Origin of the sequence: Pseudomonas sp. Irchel 3E20 (assembly GCF_900187645.1) — a bacterium.
Lineage (GTDB): Bacteria > Pseudomonadota > Gammaproteobacteria > Pseudomonadales > Pseudomonadaceae > Aquipseudomonas.
The window spans coordinates 82,133-101,676 of the sequence record NZ_FYEE01000009.1; the positions used below are offsets into that span (position 1 = coordinate 82,133).

Here is a 19,544-nt window from a genome sequence, read left to right on the forward strand (position 1 = left end):
CCCCATGGCCGCCAGCGAACCGGGAATCCGCGTCAGCCTGGGTGAGTTGATCCAGATGCGCCACCGCGTGCGCGAAGTGCAGCTGTTTTCCACCCCCAGCCAGCGCAGCCCGCTGATCGGCCTGCACCACTCCAAGCTGCGCGGGCGCGGCGTGGACTTCGACCAGGTGCGGGTCTACCAGGCCGGCGACGACGTGCGCACCATCGACTGGCGCGTCACCGCCCGCACCCAGGAACCCCACACCAAGCTGTTCCACGAAGAGCGCGAGCGGCCGATTTTTATCATGGTCGAACAAAGCCGCCGGTTGTTCTTCGGCTCCGGGCTGATGTTCAAATCGGTGCTCGCCGCCCAGGCCGCCAGCCTCATCGGTTGGGCCGCACTGGGCCACAACGACCGGGTCGGCGGCCTGGTGTTCGGCGACAACCAGCACTACGAAGTCAAGCCGCGGCGCAGCAAGCAGAGCCTGCTGCAACTGCTCAACCGCCTCGTGCGGGTCAACCAGGGCCTGGGCACCGACAGCGAACCAGACCGCGACGCCCTGGGCATGGCCCTGCGCCGCGCCCGCGAGGTGCTGCGCCCCGGTAGCCTGGTGATCGTGATCTGCGACGAACGCGCCTTGTCCGACGGCGCCGAACAGCAATTGAGCCTGCTGTCGCGCCATTGCGACCTGCTGTTGCTGCCGCTGTCCGACCCGCTGGACCACGCCCTGCCCGCCGCCGGCCTGTTGCGTTTCGCCGAACGCGGCGCGCAACTGGAACTGGACACCCTCAACTACGACTTGCGCCAGGCCTACCGCGCCCAGAGCGAAGCGCGCATCGCCCGTTGGGAACTGCTGGCGCAAAAACTGCGGGTGCTGCTGATGCCCCTGAGTACCCAAAGCGAGATGGTCGAGCAACTGCGCGAATACCTGAACCCGCAGCAGCGCCCGGGGAAAACCCCATGAACGAACTGGCGCAGTTGCAACCGCTGATCGCCCCGCCGCCCGTGGCGTTCTGGCCGCCCGCGCCGGGCTGGTGGCTGCTGGCATTGCTGCTGCCGGCACTGGGGTTCGGCCTGTGGCAACTGCGGCGCTTCCTGCCACGCCGGGCACCGCTGGCCCGCACCGAACAACCCCTGGACCCAGTGCGCCTCGCCGCCCTGGCCGAACTGGCGCTGCTGCCCAAACCCTACGACGGCGCACCGGCCGGCGCCTGGCTGCAACAGCTCAATGGCCTGCTCAAGCGCCTGTGCCGCAACCACTACCCCTATAGCCAGAGCCACACCCTCAATGGCCGCAAATGGCTGGCGTTCCTCGACAACCGCTGCCCGGCCGCTGGCCTGACACGCTGGATGGTGTTGGTCGAAGGCGCCTACAAGCCCGAATGCAAGCTCGACGACAAGGCCATCGCCGGCCTGACCCAAGCGGTCGAAACCTGGATCCGCAAACATGTTTGAGTTCGCCTGGCCCTGGCTCTTCGCCCTGCTGCCGCTGCCCTGGCTGCTGCGCATCCTGCTGCCGGTGGCCGACAGCGGCGAGCCGGCCCTGAGCGTCAGCTTCCTCGCCGACCTCGAAGGCCTGGCCCGGCGCCGCGCCCGGGCCAACCTGCCCACTTGGCGCCAGCAGGCCCCGTTTATCCTGTTGTGGCTGTTGCTGCTGGGCGCCGCCGCCCGCCCGCAATGGCTCGGCGAGCCGCTACCGATTGCCGCCAGTGGCCGCGACCTGCTGGTGGCGGTGGACGTCTCCGGTTCGATGGACTTCCCCGACATGCAATGGCAAGACGAAGACGTCAGCCGCCTGACCCTGGTCAAGCACCTGCTGGGCGACTTCCTGGAGCAGCGCGAAGGCGATCGCGTAGGCCTGATCCTGTTCGGCAGCCAGGCCTACTTGCAGGCTCCGCTGACCTTCGACCGCCACACCGTGCGCACCTGGCTCGACGAAGCCCGCATCGGCATCGCTGGCAAGAACACCGCCATCGGCGACGCCATCGGCCTGGGCCTCAAGCGCCTGCGCCAACGCCCGGCCCAGAGCCGGGTGCTGATCCTGGTCACGGACGGTGCCAACAACGGCGGCGAAATCGACCCACTCACCGCCGCACGGCTGGCGGCTGAAGAAGGCGTAACCATCTACCCCATCGGCATCGGCGCCGACCCACAGCAAAGCGGCACCCTGAGCGTACTGGGGGTCAACCCGAGCCTGGACCTGGACGAACCGACCCTAGAAGACATCGCCCGGGTCACCGGCGGGCGCTACTTCCGCGCCCGCGATGCCGAGCAATTGCAGGCTATCCGCAACACCCTCGACCAACTCGAACCCGTCACCCAGCAACCGACCCAGGCCCGCCCCGCCCAGGGCCTTTACCACTGGCCCCTGGCGCTGGCCCTGTTGCTGAGCATGCTGCTGGTGGTGCGCGAGCGCTGGCCGGATAACCCGGTGCAACGCCTGCTCAACAAAAAGCACTTCCTGCAACCGCTGCCAGACTGGCGCCAACGGCTTAAACGCCTGCGGCTGCGGAGGCGCCGATGATTGCCCTCTGGCCGCAATGGCTGCGCCCCGGCTGGCTACTGGTGCTGCCCCTGCTGGGGTGGTTGCTGTGGCACCTGTGGCACCGGCAAAAACGCGCCGGGCGCTGGCAGATGATTCTGCCGCCCGCCTTCCACCGCGTGCTGCTCACCGGCGGCAATGGCCGCGAAAGCCGCTTACCGTGGATCGTGCTGGGGCTGGCGTGGCTGTTGGCCGTGCTGGCGCTGCTCGGCCCCAGTTGGGAACGCGTGGAGCAAACCAGCCAGAAACCCGCCGACCCGCTGGTGGTGGTACTGGAATTGACCCCGCAAATGCTCGCCAGCGACGTCACGCCCAATCGCCTGGAACAAGCGCGGCGCAAACTGCTGGACCTACTGCACTACCGCAGCGACGCGCAGACCGCCATCGTCGTCTACGCCGGCAGCGCCCACACCCTGGTGCCGCTGTCCGATGACCTGGCCACCAGCCGCAACCTGCTGGAAACCCTCAAGCCCTCGATCATGCCCCAACCCGGGCAACGCGCCGACCTGGCGGTGGAAAAGGCCCTGACCCTGCTCCAACGCGGCGCCCTCGGCCAGGGCCGCATCCTGCTGATCGGCTCGACCCTGTCGGAGCAGGAACGCCAAGGCATCCGCCAGGCCCTGGGCAGCCACGGCCCGCAGTGGCTGATGCTCGGCATCGGCAGCCGCGAAGGCGCGCCCGTGACCCAGGAGGACGGCAGCCTGCTCAAGGACGAACAAGGGGCGATTCTCGTCTCTCGCCTGGACAGCCCCAGCCTCAGGGCCTTTGCCAATGACTTGGGCGGGCGCTACCGCCAGGCGCGCCTGGACGACAACGACCTGCGCGGCCTCGGCCTGTTGGACGGCCCCCGCGCCTTGCGCAGCGACGGCCAGACCCTGCGCCTGGACACCTGGGCCGACCAGGGCCATTGGCTGCTACTGCCATTGTTGCTGCTGGCCGCGTGCGCCGGGCGCCGGGGCTGGCTGTTTTGCCTGCCGCTGCTGTTCATGCTGCCGCAGCCCAGCCAGGCCCTGGACTTCAACGACCTGTGGCTGCGCCCAGACCAACAGGGCCAGCGCCTGCTGGAGCAACAGCGCCCACTGGAGGCCGCCCGGCACTTCCAGGACCCGCAGTGGCAAGGCGTGGCCCTGTATGAAGCCGGCGACTACGCCACTGCCGCCGAGCGCTTCGCCCAGGGCAACGACGCCCGCGCCCACTACAATCGCGGTAACGCCCTGGCCCGCAGCGGCGAACTGGAGGCCGCGCTGGACGCTTACGAACAGGCCCTTGAGCGGCAACCCGAGTTGCAACCGGCCCTGCGCAACAAAGCCCTGATCGAACGCTTGCTCCAGCAACAGCCGCCCGCCGCGCAAGCCACCCAGCCGCCGACCGACAACAACGGCGAACCGGCGCAGTCCAACCCCGGCGCCACGCCCCAGGCCGGCGACAGCGACCAGCCGTCCACCGAACAACCTTCGGCCGCAGGTGAAGGGCAACCCCAGGAGCCACGGCAACCGGGCCATACTGACAACCCGCCCGGCGAGCCGAGTGATGACGCCACCACCACCCCGCCCCTGCGCGGCGCCGTGGCGGGCAGCGACGAAGAACACCGCCAGGCACTGGAACAGTGGCTGCGCCAGATCCCCGACGACCCGGGCGAGCTGCTCAAGCGCAAGTTCTGGTACGAACAGCAACACCAACAGGATCAGGGAAAAACTCGATGACCCGCTGCGCCCTTCTCTTGCTTGCCCTGACGCTCTGCGCCACCCAGGCCCAGGCCGCGCAACTGCTCGCCAGTGTCGACCGCAGCCGCCTGAACGCGGGCGAAACCGTGGAACTGACCCTCGAATCCAACGACGTCACCCTGTTCGGCAAACCCGACCTGACGCCCCTGGATAACCTGTTCGAGGTACGCGGCACACGCCAGGTCAACCAGCTCACCACCCTGGGCGACGACAGCCGCGCCACCACGCGCTGGATCATCACCCTGCTGCCGCGGCGCACCGGCAGCGTAGAAATCCCATCGCTGCAACTGGGCCAGGCCCAAAGCCCGGCCATCGCCCTGCAAGTGCTGGAAAGCGCCACCAACGAGCGCGTCGACAACCTGCAAGCGGTGTTCATCGACGCCAGCCTCGACCAGGCCAGCGTCTATGTACAGGCCCAGGCCATCCTGACCCTGCGCATCTACCACTCGGTGTCGCTGTACGACGACAGCAGCCTGACCCCACTGCACATCCCCGACGCGCGTATCGAACAATTGGGGGAATCGCGCACCTACGAAAAGCTCATCAACGGCCTGCGCCACGGCGTGATCGAGTTGCGCTACGCGATCTACCCGCAACACAGCGGCGAACTGCTGATCCCCGCCCAAGTGTTCAGCGCCACGCTGGTGGACACCGAGAACGGCCAGCCCCCACGGCAGGGCAAGTTGATGCGCGTCAGCTCGGCGCAAATACCCCTGGAGGTCAAGGCCAAACCCGCCGCCTACCCGGCCGACACGCCCTGGTTGCCGGCCCGCAGCCTAAGCCTGAGCGAAAGCTGGAACCCCGATCCGGCGCACAGCCAGGTCGGCGACTCCTTGACCCGCAGCCTGACCCTCAAGGCCGAAGGCCTGTCCAGCGCCCAGTTGCCACCGCTGCCGGCCACCGTCGTCAACGGCTTGCGCCGCTACCCGGACCAACCAGTGCTGAGCAACCAGAACACCGAACGCGGCCTGATCGGCAGCCGCGAAGACCGCGAGGCCCTGGTGCCCAGCCGCAGCGGCACCTTCGAGCTGCCGGCCGTGGAGGTGGTGTGGTGGAACACCCATGAAGATCATCTGGAGCGCAGCAGCCTGCCGGCGCGCACCCTGCAAGTGGCGGTCAACCCCAGCCTGGTGGTCGATACCCCGGCCAGCGCCACGCCAGGCACCGCGCCCGCCGACAACCGCGCGCTGTGGCCATGGCAACTGAGCACCCTGGTGCTGGCCATCACCACCCTGCTGGGTTTCGGCCTGTGGTGGCGCGCACGCTGGCAACCCGCGATCCTGCGCGCCACGCAAACCGGCCCGAGCCCGCGCACCCTGCTGGACGACCTCAAGCGCGCCAGCCTGGCCAACGACCCGCAAGCCACGCGCCAGGCCCTGGACGCCTGGGCCCGGCAGCAGGCAGAAACCCTGGCCGACATGGCGGCGCGCTTCGTGCCCTTGTCCGATGCCCTGGACGGTCTCAACGGCGCGCTCTACAGCGAAACCGGCCAGCACTGGCAAGGCGAAGACCTGTGGCGCGCGATCCGCACCCTGCCCCAAAGCGAACGCGTGCAAGACCCAGTCAGCGACAACGGCAGCCTGCCGCCGCTTTATCCCAAATGATTTTTTGTCTGTTGCCAGGTAGCAAGCGCGCTCGCCCGCGCTGGGGGGCGCAGCGCCCCTGGGCGGGCGAGCGCGCTTGCTACAACAACAACCCTCGCTGAATTTCACGGAGTCTGCCTTGCGTCTGTTTCACACTTCCGACTGGCACCTTGGGCAAAACCTGCACGGCCAGGATCGCGATTTCGAGCACAGCTGCTTCCTCGCATGGCTGTTGCGCCAACTGGCGGCAGAACAGCCCGATGCGCTGCTGATCGCCGGCGATATCTTCGACACCGTCAACCCGCCGGTCACCGCCCAGGAGCGGCTCTACGACTTCATCGTCAGTGCCCATGAGCAACAGCCGACGCTGACCATCGTGATGATCGCCGGCAACCATGACTCTGGTTCACGCATCGAACTGCCCGCGCCGCTGATGCGCCGTTTGCGCACCCACGCCATTGGCCGCGTGCTGTGGCTCGACGATGGCCAGCTAGACGCCGAACGCCTGCTCATTGCGTTGCCACGGGCCGACGGCACCCTCGGCGCCTGGTGCCTGGCGCTGCCCTTCCTGCGCCCGGCCGAAGTCACCGGTACGCACCTGGGCGACGACTACCTGCGCGGTATCGGCCAGGTGCACGAAGGGCTGATCGCTGCCGCCAACGCTCGACGCGAGCCGGGCCAGGCCCTGATCGCCATCAGCCACGCCCACATGGCCGGCGGTTCGGTGTCCGAAGACTCCGAGCGCAGCCTGATTATTGGCAACGCCCAGGCCCTGCCCGCCAGCCTGTTCGGCCCCAGCATCAGCTACGTCGCCCTCGGCCACCTGCACAAGCCGCAGAAGGTCAACGGCGAAGCGCGTATCCGCTACTGCGGCTCACCCATCCCGCTGTCGTTCTCGGAAATCGGCTACCAGCACCAGATCCTCGACGTGCGCCTGCGCGGCGAAACCCTGGTCAGCGTCGAGCCACGGCTGATTCCCCGCGCCGTCAACCTGCAACGCCTGGGTCCGGCACCCTTGGCCGACATCCTCGTGCAACTGGCCGACCTGCCCGACATCGACCTGCTCGCCGACACCCAGCGCCAACCCTGGCTGGAGGTGCGGGTGCGCCTCGACGAGCCGCAACCGGACCTGCGCCAACAGGTGGAAACCGCCCTGCAAGGCAAAGCCGTGCGCCTGGTGCGCATCGCCGCCGAGTACGCCGGCACCGGCAGCCGCGAGGGCGAGGCCGACGGCGCGCGCCTGATCGAGTTGGACCAACTCACGCCCCAGGAGCTGTTCAGCCGCGCCTGGCACGACAGCTATGGCAGTGCGGTCGATGAACAGACCCTGAGCGACTTTGCCCAACTGCTGCAAGACGTGCAGATGCAGAGCGAACAACCATGAAAATCCTTGCCATCCGCCTGAAAAACCTCGCCTCCCTGGCCGGCCCCATTGAGATCGACTTCACCGCCGAACCCCTGGCCAGTACCGGCCTGTTCGCCATTACCGGGCCCACCGGCGCCGGTAAAAGTACCTTGCTCGACGCCTTGTGCCTGGCCCTGTTCGGCAGCGTGCCACGGCTGAACAACACCGGCCGCGACGCCAAGGTGCCGGACGCCGACGGCGAAATCGCCACCAGCGACCCGCGCACCCTGCTGCGCCGGGGCACCGGCGAAGGCTACGCCGAGGTGGATTTCGTCGGCATCGACGGCCGCCGCTACCGCGCCCGCTGGGAAGCCAACCGCGCCCGGGACAAGGCCAGCGGCAAACTGCAAGCCAGCCGCCAGAGCCTGCGCGACATCGACCAGGATCGCTTGCTGGCCAGCCAGAAAGGCGAATACAAAACCCAGCTCGAAGCCGCCCTGGGTCTCAACTTCGAGCAGTTCACCCGCGCCGTGCTGCTGGCGCAGAGCGAGTTCAGCGCCTTCCTCAAGGCCGACGATAACGACCGCAGCGAACTGCTGGAAAAACTCACCGACACCGCCCTCTATACGCGCCTGGGCAAGCGCGCCTTCGACAAGGCCAAGGAGGCCCGCGAAACCCACAAACTGCTGCAGGATCAGGTCAGCGGCGTCACCCCCCTGGCGCCCGAGGAGCGCGCGGCCCTGGATGTGCGCTTTAACGAAGCGCAGCAGCAGCTCAAGGCGCGCCAGGCCAGCCTCAAGCAGTTGGAAGCCCAACACGGCTGGCTCAAGGAACTGCGCCAGTGGCAAGCGCAGCAACACAGCGCCGCCGAGCAACTGCACCAGGCCCAGCAGCACTGGGACAGCCTTGCCGGGCAGCGCTTGCAGGTCGCGCGCTTGGAGCAACTGGCACCGCAACGCCATGAATTCGCTCGCCAGGCCCACCTCGCCCAGCAGCTCACGCCCCTGGCGGCGTCTATCGAACAGCACCTGAGCCAACAAAGCGCCCTGCAAGCGCAACAGGCCCAACTCGAACGGGGCCAGGCGCAGGCACAACAGGCCCTGGCCGAGGCCGAACAAGGCCAACATCGCGCCGCGCCCCTGCTGCGCCAGGCCTTCGCCGAACAACTGACCCAGGCCCGCTTGGCCAAAGACTGCGCCCACAGCGCCGAGCTCAAGCAGCAAGCCGAACAGGCCTGCGCCGAAGGCCAAGCCACCCTCGACGCTTTGCGCGAACGGCAAACGGCCGTCGCTGCGCGCTTGGACAACATCGCCACGCAACTGGCCCAAAGCACGCCACTCGCGCCCCTGGCCGACGCCTGGAACGCTTACCGCGATCGCTTGCAGAACCTGGTGCTGGTGGGCAATCGCCTCAACCAAGGGCAAGCGGAGCTGCCGGAACTGGCCCGCAGCGCGGCCGTCGCCGCCGAGCAACTGACCCAGCAGCGCCAACAGCTGGAGCTGCTGTACCAAGAGGCCGGGGCCGAGCCTCAGGCCGTGGCCGAGCAGATCCAGTTGCTCGGCACCCTGTTGCAGGACAACCGCAAGCACCTGCGGGCTCTCGAAGAACTGACCCGTGTGTGGCGCCAACAGCAAGAGCTGGGCAGCCGCAGCCTCGACCTGCAGCAGCGCCAACAACAAGCCCTGCAACACCGCGAACGCCTGACGGGTGAAGGTGTACAGGCCAAGCAGCAACTGAGCGTCGCCGAACAGGCCCTCAACGTCACCCGCGAACTGCTGGAGCGCCAACGCCTGGCCCGCAGCGCCAGTGTCGAAGAACTGCGCGAGCAATTGCAGGACGACCAACCCTGCCCCGTCTGCGGTAGCGCCGAGCATCCCTACCATCAACCCGAAGCCCTGCTCCAGAGCCTGGGCAAGCACGACGAAGGCGAGCTGACTCGCGCCCAACACGCCGTCGAACACCTCAAGGAAACCCTCATCGAGCTACGCGCCCAGGTCGGCGGCGTGATCGCCCAGCAAAAAGAGCTGCTGCAACAACAGGAGCAACTGGCCAACCAGCAGCAGGCCCTGGCGCCCCTGCTCGACGCCCACCCCCACGCGCCGGTGTTGCTTGCCCAGGAAGCCGCCGCCCGCGACGCCTGGCTGGCCCAACAAAGCAGCCAGTTGGAGCAGCGCATCAGCCAGGACGAACAGCGCCAAACCGCGCTGCAAGCCCTGCAACAGGACGCCACGCGCTTGCAGCAGCAACTGCGCGCCGCCGAAACCGCCGCCCAGCAGAGCGCGCAAGCCCTGGAAAAACAGCAACAAGCCCTGGACAGCGACCGCCAGCGCCAGGAGGAAGAGTGTGGGGTGTTCGCCAGCCTGTTGCCCGCCACCACCCTCGCCGCCCTAGGCGAAGCACCGGCCGCCACGTTCATGCAGTTGGACCAGCAGATCGCCCAACGCCTGGAGCAGTTGGAGCAGCAACGGGACGAGCGCGAGGAAGAACAGCGGTGCCAACAAACCCTGGAGCTGGAGCAAGAACGCCAGCAGGCCCGCCAGCTTCAGCAACAAGCCGCCGAACAACAGTTCAGCACCCTCGCCGCCCAGCAACTGGCCAGCCAACAAGCGCTCACTGCGCTGCTGGGCGAGCAGCCCGGTGCCGAACAGTGGCAACACACCCTGCACGAACACGTCGAGCAGGCCCGCAGCGCCGAAGCCGCCGCCCGCCAGGCGCGCCAGGACAACAGCGATCGCCTGCTGCAACTGAGCGCCGAACTCAACGCCGCGCAACAACGCCAACAAGCGCTCCAGGGCGAGGCGGCAGAACTTGAGGTGCGCCTGGTGCAGTGGCGCGCGCGCCATCCGCAACTGGACGACGCCGGCCTGGTGCAATTGCTCGACATCGACGAAGTGCAGTTCAACCAGATGCGCCAAGGTCTGCAGCACAGTGAAAAAGCGCTCGAACAGGCCAAGGTGCTGTTGCACGAGCGCGACCAGCGTTTGCAGGAGCATCAGGCTCAGCACAATGACTACCTCGACGCCGAACCCCTGGCCCAGGCCTTGGCCGAGGTGCAAGGGCAACTGGCCGCCAGCGAAGAACACAGCGCCCAGTTGCGCGCCGAGCAGGCCGAAGACCAGCGCCGGCAAGCGGCCAACCAGGCCCTGGCGCAGCAGATCGCCCAGGCCTATGACGAGTATCAGCGCTGGGCGCGGCTCAATGCGTTGATCGGCTCGGCCACCGGCGACACCTTCCGCAAGATCGCCCAGGCCTACAACCTCGACCTGCTGGTGCACCACGCCAACGTACAACTGCGCCAACTGGTGCGCCGCTACCGCCTCAAGCGCGGCGGCAGCATGCTGGGGCTGTTGGTGATGGACACGGAAATGGGCGACGAACTGCGTTCGGTGCATTCGCTGTCGGGGGGCGAAACCTTTTTGGTGTCCCTGGCCCTGGCGCTCGGTTTAGCGTCCATGGCCTCCAGTACCCTGAAGATCGAGTCGCTGTTTATCGACGAAGGCTTTGGCAGCCTTGACCCCGAATCCCTGCAACTGGCCATGGACGCCCTTGATGGCTTGCAGGCCCAGGGGCGCAAGGTGGCGGTGATTTCCCACGTGCAGGAAATGCACGAGCGTATCGCGGTGCAGATCCAGGTGCGCCGCCAGGGCAATGGCCTGAGCACCGTGGAGGTGAAATGAGTGAGGTGACGCTGTATTCCTTCCGCCGCTGCCCTTATGCCATGCGCGCGCGCATGGCTTTGCGCTACAGCGCGGTGGCGCTGCGTATCGTGCAAGTGAGCCTCAAGGCCAAGCCCGCCGAAATGCTCGCCCTGTCGAGCAAGGGCACGGTGCCGGTGCTGGACACGGGTGCGGGGGTAATCGACGAAAGCCTGGAAATCATGCACTGGGCCCTGGCCCAGCACGACCCCGACGATTGGCGGCTACAGGGCAACCTACCCGCGCAACAGGACAGCGCCGCGCTGATCGAGGCCAACGACCGGGTGTTCAAGGTGCACTTGAACCACTACAAGTACGCCGAGCGCTATCCCGCGCACTCCATGGCGTTTTATCGCAGCCAGGGCGAAGTGTTCCTCACCGACCTGGAGCAACGCCTGCAAGGGCGCGACGCGTTGGTGGCCGGGCACCTGAGCCTGGCCGACTTTGCCCTGGCGCCGTTCGTGCGCCAGTTCGCCCATGTCGACCGCGACTGGTTCGAGCAGGCACCGTACCCGCGTGTACGCGGGTGGCTGGGGTCGATTCTGGCGGCGCCGTTGTTTGTCGCGATCATGGCCAGGTAAACCTGGCCACGTACCTCAGCGCGGGGTCTTGTGATCCAGTGCGGCGTAGAAGTTGGCGCTCTGTTGCAGGTATTTGTGGGTGTAGGTGGCGGATTTCTTGTCGCTGATTTCCACACTGGCACTGGCCGGCAGGACCACGCTGGCAGAGATGGCGGATGCGGCAATAACGGAGAAGAGATTGAAATTCATCGCGTAAACCTCGGGGTGTTGGTTGGCTTGCTTGCCCGTTGGGGCCGTGAAGCCAACTTACGCCCGGGGCAACGCCGCGATGAAATTCTTTGTAACACTACTTTCTATCACTGGGATTGATACTAAGACGCAGGCCCCATCAACCGCGGGCTGCGACCGAGTGACGCAGCCTCCCCTCAAACCCCCTCAGATTCGTTGTCGCCCTCATCGCCGTCGTCGCTGGGGCTGAATGCACTCATGCACACCAGCAAGTGCTCGCCAGAGTCGCTGCTGATGTTCCAGCGATTGAGTACCGCGTCAAACCGGGCCTGGGCCACTTGTTGGGCATTAAAGCGCCAGCGCCGGGTGTCCCGGCCATCCATGCACTCGACCTGCAACAGGTCGTTGTCGAACGAAAATTCAAAACAGAACAACCCATCGATTTCCAGCATGTTGCTGTCTTTGAGGGCGCTGCTCAGGGTTTGGCTTGCATCAGTCATTGGAGGCGATCAGTCGTGGAAGAGGCGACATCATAGGCCAAAACCCTCCAGCGGGCCCCAGCCAAGTGCGGTCCAAGGCAGTTTCTGTCGGTAGCCGGTTACCGCATGCGGTTATTTTTTGCGTTTTACCCTTGGGCCAGATTCCCCTCAATCACACGCAAAGGACTGCTTCATGCCCGACTCCGATACCTCATTGCCCTACCGCGCCACGGCGACCCTGGCCGATATCGTGCGAGCCCGCTTCGCCGACCGCCCAACCTTGCGATCGGTCGTCACCCAGATGCTGCGCACAGCCATCACGGAAAAATACTTTGACCTGGATATCGACCGCCTGCGGCTTGCCCGGCGCGGCCAACAGGACGCCCCGCTGCTGGTGGACATTGCCCTGGACTACCTGGGCACCTCGGCTGGCCTGGCTGTCTTCAGCGCCGAGGACGCCTACCTCGAACTGGACGCCGTGCCCCTTACCTACGCCACCGATGCCACCTACGAAGGCGAGAACAAGACGCTTGACCTGGAGGTCATCGCCCAACTGATCCGCGAGCTGCCGCTGACCCTGCATATCGTGTTCCAGGAGCGGCTTGCCGCTTACTGGAACCAGGAGGCCGAACCCGGCTTTAGCCGCTGGCAGTGGCTGGCCGACCTGTTGCAGGGTGCCTTGCGCACGGCGTCGGCGCGCACCGCCGGGCTGAACGCCGAGCAATTACACCTGCTGGCGGCGATCTGCGACTTTCCCGATCGCCGTGACCGCGCCAAACAGGCCCTGGTCGCCCATGCCTATACCCTCGAAACCCGGGTCACCCGCGCCGGCCTTAGCGTGGATATCCAGGCCCCGGACCTGTTGTTGGTAAACGGCCAGACAGCCTTGCTGTTCCGGGTATCCGGCACCTTGGAGCGCTACCCGAACCTGGACGCATTCGGCATCGCCTGGGGGCAACGCCTGGAGCAACAATTCCTGGCCGACACGCTGACCTGGTGCCGCTACGAGCCGGACGGCGATATCTTCGATATCCAGGCAGCGTTGATTCTCAATCAGCAACTTGAAGACCTTGCCACCCTCAAGCTGCCCACCCGGGGCGGGGTCGAGCGCCTGGAGCAACGCTTCGCCAACCTCACCAACCCTGCTGTGCACTTTCTGGGCAGCCCCAGCCCCGCACCGGCCACCCTGGAGCCACTGGCCCGCGCCCTACCTGGCTGGCTGCGCCAAGCCTCGGCCGAAGACAGCTTCGCCTACCGCCAGCGCCTGCTAGCGCAAGTAGGCCTGCACCAGGCGAACCAGGGCCGCTCGTACCTGGACGGTATCGAAGACATCCGCCGTTTCGCGGCCAAGCGTTTGCGCGAGCAGATGCGCCTCGACCAGCCCCAGGCTCCAGGCTACGATCCCGACCAATTGGAACTAACCTTCGCAGTACCGGTCGGCACCCTGGGCAGCGGCTATCTGGAGCCGGTGACCATGAGCCTGACCGACCTGGCCCTGAAAAACCTGACGGGTAAGCCCAAGGGCAGCATGACCATCCGCCACACCGGCGACCAATTGATCCAGGACTGGACCACGCCCCAGTACCTGGAAGATCTGGTCGGCCGGATTGACATCGGCAAGCACTACCCGCAACTGATCGCCAGCCTGTTGATCGATGACAGCACGCAGGCTCGCGAACGCGAGGCATTGTTCCGCCAGCAACGACCCGCCGAACTGGCGCAGTTGGCTCTGGAGCTGCAAATCAAAGGGCAGTTCGGCCTGACCCGGCGGGGCTGCCGCTATGTCGATGCGGTCATGCAGCCGACCACGGCCCGACGCATGATCGACGACAATGAAATCGTCATGCGCCCCTTGGCCCTGTTGCGCAGGCCGGGGGCAATGGCAGACGTGGTCAGCCACATGTTCATCATCGAGCCGTTGAACCCGGATATTGGCCCGCATTTGCTCTATCGGCCTCTGTATGCCGAACAACTGCACGAGTACCCGAGCCGCGCCGCGCTGCTCCAAGCTATCGCCCAACCGGGAGCGTTGCAGGACAGCGTGCTGACCTGGCTGAGCAATGGCGCGCGGGCAGTCTATGACCACGGTGGTTTTATCGAGCCACACTATGTGCGCTTTGGTGTGGGCTCCGAGTTCGCCCCTCTGGAGCGCCCGAAACCCGCAACCCTGGCCGCACCCGACGACGACAGCGCGTTGGAGTGGCTGGCGGCGTTGCGCAGCGGGCAACTGCTGGCACAACTTTACGGCAGTGAGGCCCGGGCCCTGGTGGATCAGGCAGAACAGCAATCGGTCTCGACCGCCGAAAGCCGCTGGGCCGTATTTCTGGAAGGCTCGGGCCTGTTGTTCAACACCCTATTGATGGCCGTGCGCGGCCCACTGGCGGCTGTGGGTTGGCTGTGGCAACTGACCGCCAGCCTGCAGCAAGACATTCCGGCCCTGGCCGACAATGACCCGGCCACACGGGAGCCGGCCCTGATTGACCTGTTACTCAACATCGCTCAGGTCCTGTTGCACGCCGGGTTGCCGAGCGAGCCTGCCCCCTCCCTGGCTGGCGACGCCATACGGGACACCCAACTGGCCCTCGAACGCGTGCGCCGCCCCACGCCCTACGACACGCCGGGCCACCGCGCGATCTTGCAACAAGGCACCGTCGGCATTCCCGCCGAGCCACCGGCGGGCGGGCGAACCTTGGTGGACTTCCCCCGTTCGGCTAGCCGCGACTCGGCACTGGCCCACTTGCTGGAGCAATTGCTCGGCTTCAATGTGCCTTGGCCCTCACCTCTGCCAGAACCTTACGAGTACCCACCGTTAAAAGGCTTGTATCGCATTGACGGCAAGTTCTATGTATCGGTCGCTGGCCTGCTATTCCGCGCCTCAGTGGTGCCAGGATTCAACGAGGTGTTCATCATCGATGAAAAGCGCCCCGACCACCGGGGCCTCAAGCTTAAAACCGATGGCCACGGGCGCTGGACACTGGACCGCGGGTTGACGCTCGAAGGCGGCGGCCCCGGGCCTCGTATCCAGGCGCTGCTGCTGCAACAGCGCCAGCAGGCCGAACGCCTGGCCACGCGCAAACTGCAGATACAGCAAGACCTCAACCCCTTGATCGACACCCAGAACGACGCCCTGATCCGGCTTAGGGCGACGCGCACGGAGCAAGAGGTCCAGCACCGCAAACTGCAACTGGTGTGGAGGCTGCTCAATAGCGCCGACGACGCCCAACTGCCCGGGTTGCAGGCGCGCCATACTCAGGAAATGGAAACCGCCCACGCCCTCAGGACCCAGGTCAAGATCCTGCTTGAGACCTACCAGCAGCGCCTCCAGGACACCATGGCACTGCGCCAGGAACTGATCGACGTGCTGCGCAAAATCGAAGATATCGACCGCAAGCCCGTCCATGCCGCCGAGCGATATCAGGCCTACACGACCATTTGGCGGCTGCAACTGGCGGCCAACCTGATGATTCGCGAACTGGGCAGAGACCTGATGTTCAGCAGTCGTGGCGAACCGCTTTATGAGCTGCGCAAACGGACGCCGGAATACCTGAGCCAGGGCATTCCTGTGGCGTACTACGAGTTCATTGCCAACTACACGGAAAACCTGGCCATCACCGACCAGTTGATCGCCGCCACCGAAGACACGGAGCAGACCCTGGCCCAACTGGCCCTGGACTCGCCGGCCGGCGCCGCCACCCGCGATACCTTGCTCGCCAGCGTGACCCAACCGGAAGTGTTTTTCGCCATGAACCTCAAGCTCAACAGCCTGGAACTGCTGCGCGAGCTAAGCCTGAACCTGACCGCCGCGGAAGGCAATCCGATGGAGACCTATTACAGCAACCAGCTCCAGGCCTCCGAATTGCGCAAGGTGATTACCGCCCACATTGAGATGCGTTGCAGCAGTGGCTACAGCCTCCAGGAGCGCCGCAGCGTGTTCGAAACCATCCTGGTGCAATACAAGCAGTTCCATACCTCCAGCTCGGCACTGGCGGACCTTAATTCGGCTTACTTGCGCCAACCCTTCCAGGCCCGGTTCGTCGAACGCCTGCACGAAGCGCTGAACAGCGTAGAAAGCGAACTCGAAGCCCTGGCCCGCGAAGAAGAGCAACTGCAGGTCAACTTACCGGTGTCCGTGCCATTTCGCCCCAAAGCCGCGAGTAAGCGAGTGTTCAAGGTGCGCAACAAAGGCTCCCTCATCGGCGACGTCACCCCCCGCACGGCGGACCAACCCCTGCCACAGATCGACGTGGTCGACGTAATGACCCACCAAGCGATATCCAGCTTCAGCGAGCACGAAGATGGTTGGGTGGAAGTCATCACCCAGACGCCCCAACGAGTTGCCCCGGTGACACCGCCGCGCGCCCTACCCGCCCTGCGCGAGGCTGGGCAAAAACTCATGGCACAACGCGCCGGCATCGAAGGCACCATCAGGTTCCAGCAGAACAAACTAAAAGACCCGCAACGCCGACAGGGGATCAACCCCCTGGACTGGGACACTATGCTCAACACCCAGGCCGACCAGTTGGACCGCGTCGCCGATGAAATTCGCGCGACGCACCTGGACAAACCCCAGGCGCAGGCGCTGCTCGACGAGTTCCAAGGTGCCGCCCGAGACATGCGCCAGCAAGCTCGGCAGTTCTGCATTGACGGCTATAAACAGCAGTTACCGTCCCCGGAACATATCGACTACCTGTGGATCAACGGCGCCGTGGACATCAACCTGGTGCATCGGGCCAAGCCAACGGCAGCCGGTGATTTTCTTGCCGAATACGCGATCCGCGAAAAAGGCGCCCCGGCAGACAAGGTGCTGTGGTACGCACACTTTCACTACGCCAGCGCCGACGCCGCCAAGGTTGACTACAGCCGCGCCCATCTGAAGCTGCCGCACCAACGCTTCCTGACGCAAAAGGATTTGCTACTGCGCCAGCAGCCGGGCCAGGAAAAAATAGCCGACGTCGTGTATGTGCGGATCTATCCGCCGCTGGATCGGAAGCTGTTCCTCAACCTCTGACCGGCGCCCAATAAAAAAGCCGCGATCTGAGGGTCGCGGCTTTTTCAGTTTTCAGCCCAGTCAGTGGGCAAACAGCGAGTTGCCCTTCTGCCCGGCCAGTTTCTCCGGTTTGATGAGGAACCGCGCCAGCGCTGGCAACAGCCACAGGGCGCCGAACATGTTCCACAGCAGCATGAAAGTCAGCATCAGTCCCATATCGGCCTGGAACTTGATGGCCGAGAAAATCCAGGTAGCCACGCCAATGGCCAGACACAGGCCGGTGAACAATACCGCCTTACCCGTGGACTTGAGCGTCTGGTAGTACGCCTCCTGCAACGGCAGGCCCGCTCGTAGGAAACTCTCTAGGCGACTGTAGATGTAGATGCCGTAATCGACACCGATGCCCACACCCAGCGCTACCACCGGCAGGGTCGCCACTTTTACGCCAATCCCCATGAAGGCCATCAGGGCGTTGCCCAGCACCGAGGTCAGCACCAGCGGCAGAACGATGCACAGGGTTGCCGCCCAGGAGCGGAAGGTAATCATGCACATGGTCGCCACGCAGATGTACACCAGGATCAGGATGATGAACTCAGATTCCTTGATGACTTCGTTGGTGGCAGCCTCGATGCCGGCATTACCCGCGGCCAGGATGAATTCCAGGCCTTCCTTATTGTTTTCCTTGGCGAATTCCTGCACCGCATGGACGGCACGGTCCAGGGTCTCGGCCTTGTGGTCGTTGAGGAACACCAGCACCGGCGCCAGGGAGCAGTTGTTGTTGTACAGGCCGTCGGCACGGGCAATGGAGTTGTTCAGTACATCGGGGTTACGCGACAGGGTTTCCCATTTCAGGTTGCCCTCGTTCATGCCCTTAATCATCTGCTTGGACACGGTGACCATCGACACCGCCGACTGCACGCCCTCGGTGTTCTGCATCTTCCACATCAACTCGTCCACCGGGGCCATGGCCTCGTGGCGCGAGCACCCTTCGGGCGGCGTCTTGACCATCACCACCAGCACATCGGAACTGGTGGAGTAGTTGTTGATGATGAAGCTGTTGTCCTTGTTGTAGCGCGAATCCGGGCGCAGTTCAGGGGCCCCCTGGTCGAGGTCGCCGATTTTCAGGTTCTGGCTGTACCAGAGGCCGCCACCAAAGGCCACCAGGGCCAGGGCGATGGACACCGGGGCGACTTTCGGGCTGGCGAAATTGGACAGCAGGCGCCAGAACGGGTGTTCGCGGGTCGCGTCCTTCTTGCTGCGCTCGATGGCACGCTTGCTGATGCCCACATAGGAAATGGCCACCGGCAACAGGATCAGGTTGGTGAACACGATCACCGCCACACCGATGGACGCGCCAATGGCCAGCTCACGGATCACGCCGATGTCGATAATCAGCAGGGTGATGAAACCCACCGCGTCAGCCAGGATGGCGATCATCCCCGGCAGGAACAATTGACGGAAGGTGCGCCGCGCCGCGGTCAGGGCGTTGTCGGCCTCGCTGGACTGCAAGGCGATACCGTTGATTTTCTGCACACCGTGGGAAATACCGATGGCGAAAATCAGGAACGGCACCAGCATCGAGTATGGGTCCAGCCCGAAGCCGAAGGCGTGCATCAGCCCCAGTTGCCAGACCACCGCCACCAGGGTGGTAATCAGTACCGCGATGGTGCTGCGGATACACCAGGTGAACCAGTACAGCAGCACCAGGGTGATGACGAAGGCCACGCCGAAGAACAGCACGACCATGATGAGCCCGTCGATCAGGTCGCCGACCTTCTTGGCGAAACCGACGATGTGGATCTTCACATTGGGGTTTTGCGCCTCGAACTTGTCGCGGATTTTCTCTTCCAGTTCATGGGAGAACTTCTGGTAGTCCAACGCCAGCAGCTTGCCCTGGTCCTGCGGGTCCGGGTAAGACTCCAGCAGCGGGATATCGATGATGCTCGACTTGAAATCGTTGGCCACCAGGCGCCCGACCTGGCCGGACTTGAGCACGTTGTTACGCAGCAGGTCGAGGCTGTCAGCCGAGCCGTTGTAGCTCTGCGGGATCACCTCGCCACCGGCGAAGCCTTCCTCGGTCACTTCGGTCCAGCGCACGCTGGGGCTCCACAGCGACTTGAGGCCGGAACGGTCGACGCCGGAAATGTAGAACACCTCGTCGTTGATCTGGCGCAGGGTCTCCATGTACTCCTGGGTGAAGATGTCGCCCTCTTTGGCTTCTACCGAGATCCGCACGGTGTTACCCAGGTTCGCCAGGTCGTTGCGGTGCTCCATCATCTTCTCGATGAAGGGATGTTTGAGGGGGATCATTTTTTCGAAACTGGTGGACGGCCGGATCAGCGTGGCCTGCCAGAACAGAAAGGCGCTGACCAGCAGGCAGATGAAGATCACTGCCGGGCGGTTGTTGAAAATCAGGCGTTCGAGAAACGTCGCCTTGTCGTTGTGATGACTGCTCATGGAG

General features: G+C 65.0%; 12 protein-coding genes. 9 read left to right on the forward strand and 3 right to left on the reverse strand.

The features are described 5' to 3' along the window. Positions 1–4: 4 nt before the first annotated feature. From CKW13_RS17035 to CKW13_RS17070, 8 genes are all read left to right on the forward strand, one after another. Positions 5–943 carry a DUF58 domain-containing protein gene (locus CKW13_RS17035; RefSeq protein WP_095109761.1) on the forward strand — a complete coding sequence of 313 codons (939 nt, stop codon included), beginning with the start codon at positions 5–7 and terminating at the stop codon, positions 941–943. Beyond that, positions 940–1,434 (forward strand): DUF4381 domain-containing protein, encoded by a 495-nt coding sequence (locus tag CKW13_RS17040; protein WP_095109762.1) that lies wholly within the window; start codon positions 940–942, stop codon positions 1,432–1,434. The genes CKW13_RS17035 and CKW13_RS17040 overlap by 4 nt, the downstream gene beginning before the upstream one ends. Then, on the forward strand, positions 1,427–2,503 hold the full coding sequence (locus tag CKW13_RS17045) for a VWA domain-containing protein (protein ID WP_095109763.1): 1,077 nt from the start codon (positions 1,427–1,429) through the stop codon (positions 2,501–2,503). The genes CKW13_RS17040 and CKW13_RS17045 overlap by 8 nt, the downstream gene beginning before the upstream one ends. Continuing rightward, positions 2,500–4,224, forward strand: coding sequence for a VWA domain-containing protein (locus CKW13_RS17050; protein WP_095109764.1), 1,725 nt, complete (start codon positions 2,500–2,502; stop codon positions 4,222–4,224). The genes CKW13_RS17045 and CKW13_RS17050 overlap by 4 nt, the downstream gene beginning before the upstream one ends. Further along, a complete protein-coding gene (locus tag CKW13_RS17055; protein WP_095109765.1) occupies positions 4,221–5,849 on the forward strand; it encodes a protein BatD in 1,629 nt (542 codons plus the stop codon). Before CKW13_RS17050 ends, CKW13_RS17055 begins: the two co-directional genes overlap by 4 nt. Positions 5,850–5,967: 118 nt before the next feature. Continuing rightward, complete coding sequence (locus tag CKW13_RS17060) at positions 5,968–7,212, forward strand: exonuclease SbcCD subunit D C-terminal domain-containing protein (RefSeq protein WP_095109766.1); 1,245 nt, start codon at positions 5,968–5,970, stop codon at positions 7,210–7,212. Further along, positions 7,209–10,850, forward strand: a complete 3,642-nt coding sequence (locus CKW13_RS17065) for an AAA family ATPase (protein ID WP_095109767.1) — start codon at positions 7,209–7,211, stop codon at positions 10,848–10,850. The genes CKW13_RS17060 and CKW13_RS17065 overlap by 4 nt, the downstream gene beginning before the upstream one ends. After that, positions 10,847–11,449 (forward strand): glutathione S-transferase, encoded by a 603-nt coding sequence (locus tag CKW13_RS17070; RefSeq protein WP_095109768.1) that lies wholly within the window; start codon positions 10,847–10,849, stop codon positions 11,447–11,449. Before CKW13_RS17065 ends, CKW13_RS17070 begins: the two co-directional genes overlap by 4 nt. Before the next feature lie 15 nt (positions 11,450–11,464). On the opposite strand, the gene CKW13_RS24470 is transcribed toward CKW13_RS17070, so the two are convergent. Beyond that, on the reverse strand, positions 11,465–11,638 hold the full coding sequence (locus tag CKW13_RS24470; protein WP_176465129.1) for a hypothetical protein: 174 nt from the start codon (positions 11,636–11,638) through the stop codon (positions 11,465–11,467). A gap of 176 nt (positions 11,639–11,814) precedes the next feature. Beyond that, positions 11,815–12,117, reverse strand: coding sequence for a DUF5629 family protein (locus CKW13_RS17075; RefSeq protein WP_095109769.1), 303 nt, complete (start codon positions 12,115–12,117; stop codon positions 11,815–11,817). 172 nt (positions 12,118–12,289) lie between these two features. Here CKW13_RS17075 and CKW13_RS17080 point away from each other — a divergent pair, with 172 nt between their 5' ends. Further along, the gene (locus tag CKW13_RS17080) at positions 12,290–17,104 is read left to right on the forward strand and encodes a hypothetical protein (protein WP_095109770.1); all 4,815 of its coding nucleotides are present in this window, start codon (positions 12,290–12,292) and stop codon (positions 17,102–17,104) included. Positions 17,105–17,164: 60 nt separating this feature from the next. On the opposite strand, the gene CKW13_RS17085 is transcribed toward CKW13_RS17080, so the two are convergent. Continuing rightward, a complete protein-coding gene (locus CKW13_RS17085; RefSeq protein WP_095109771.1) occupies positions 17,165–19,540 on the reverse strand; it encodes an RND family transporter in 2,376 nt (791 codons plus the stop codon). Between the last annotated feature and the right edge of the window lie 4 nt (positions 19,541–19,544).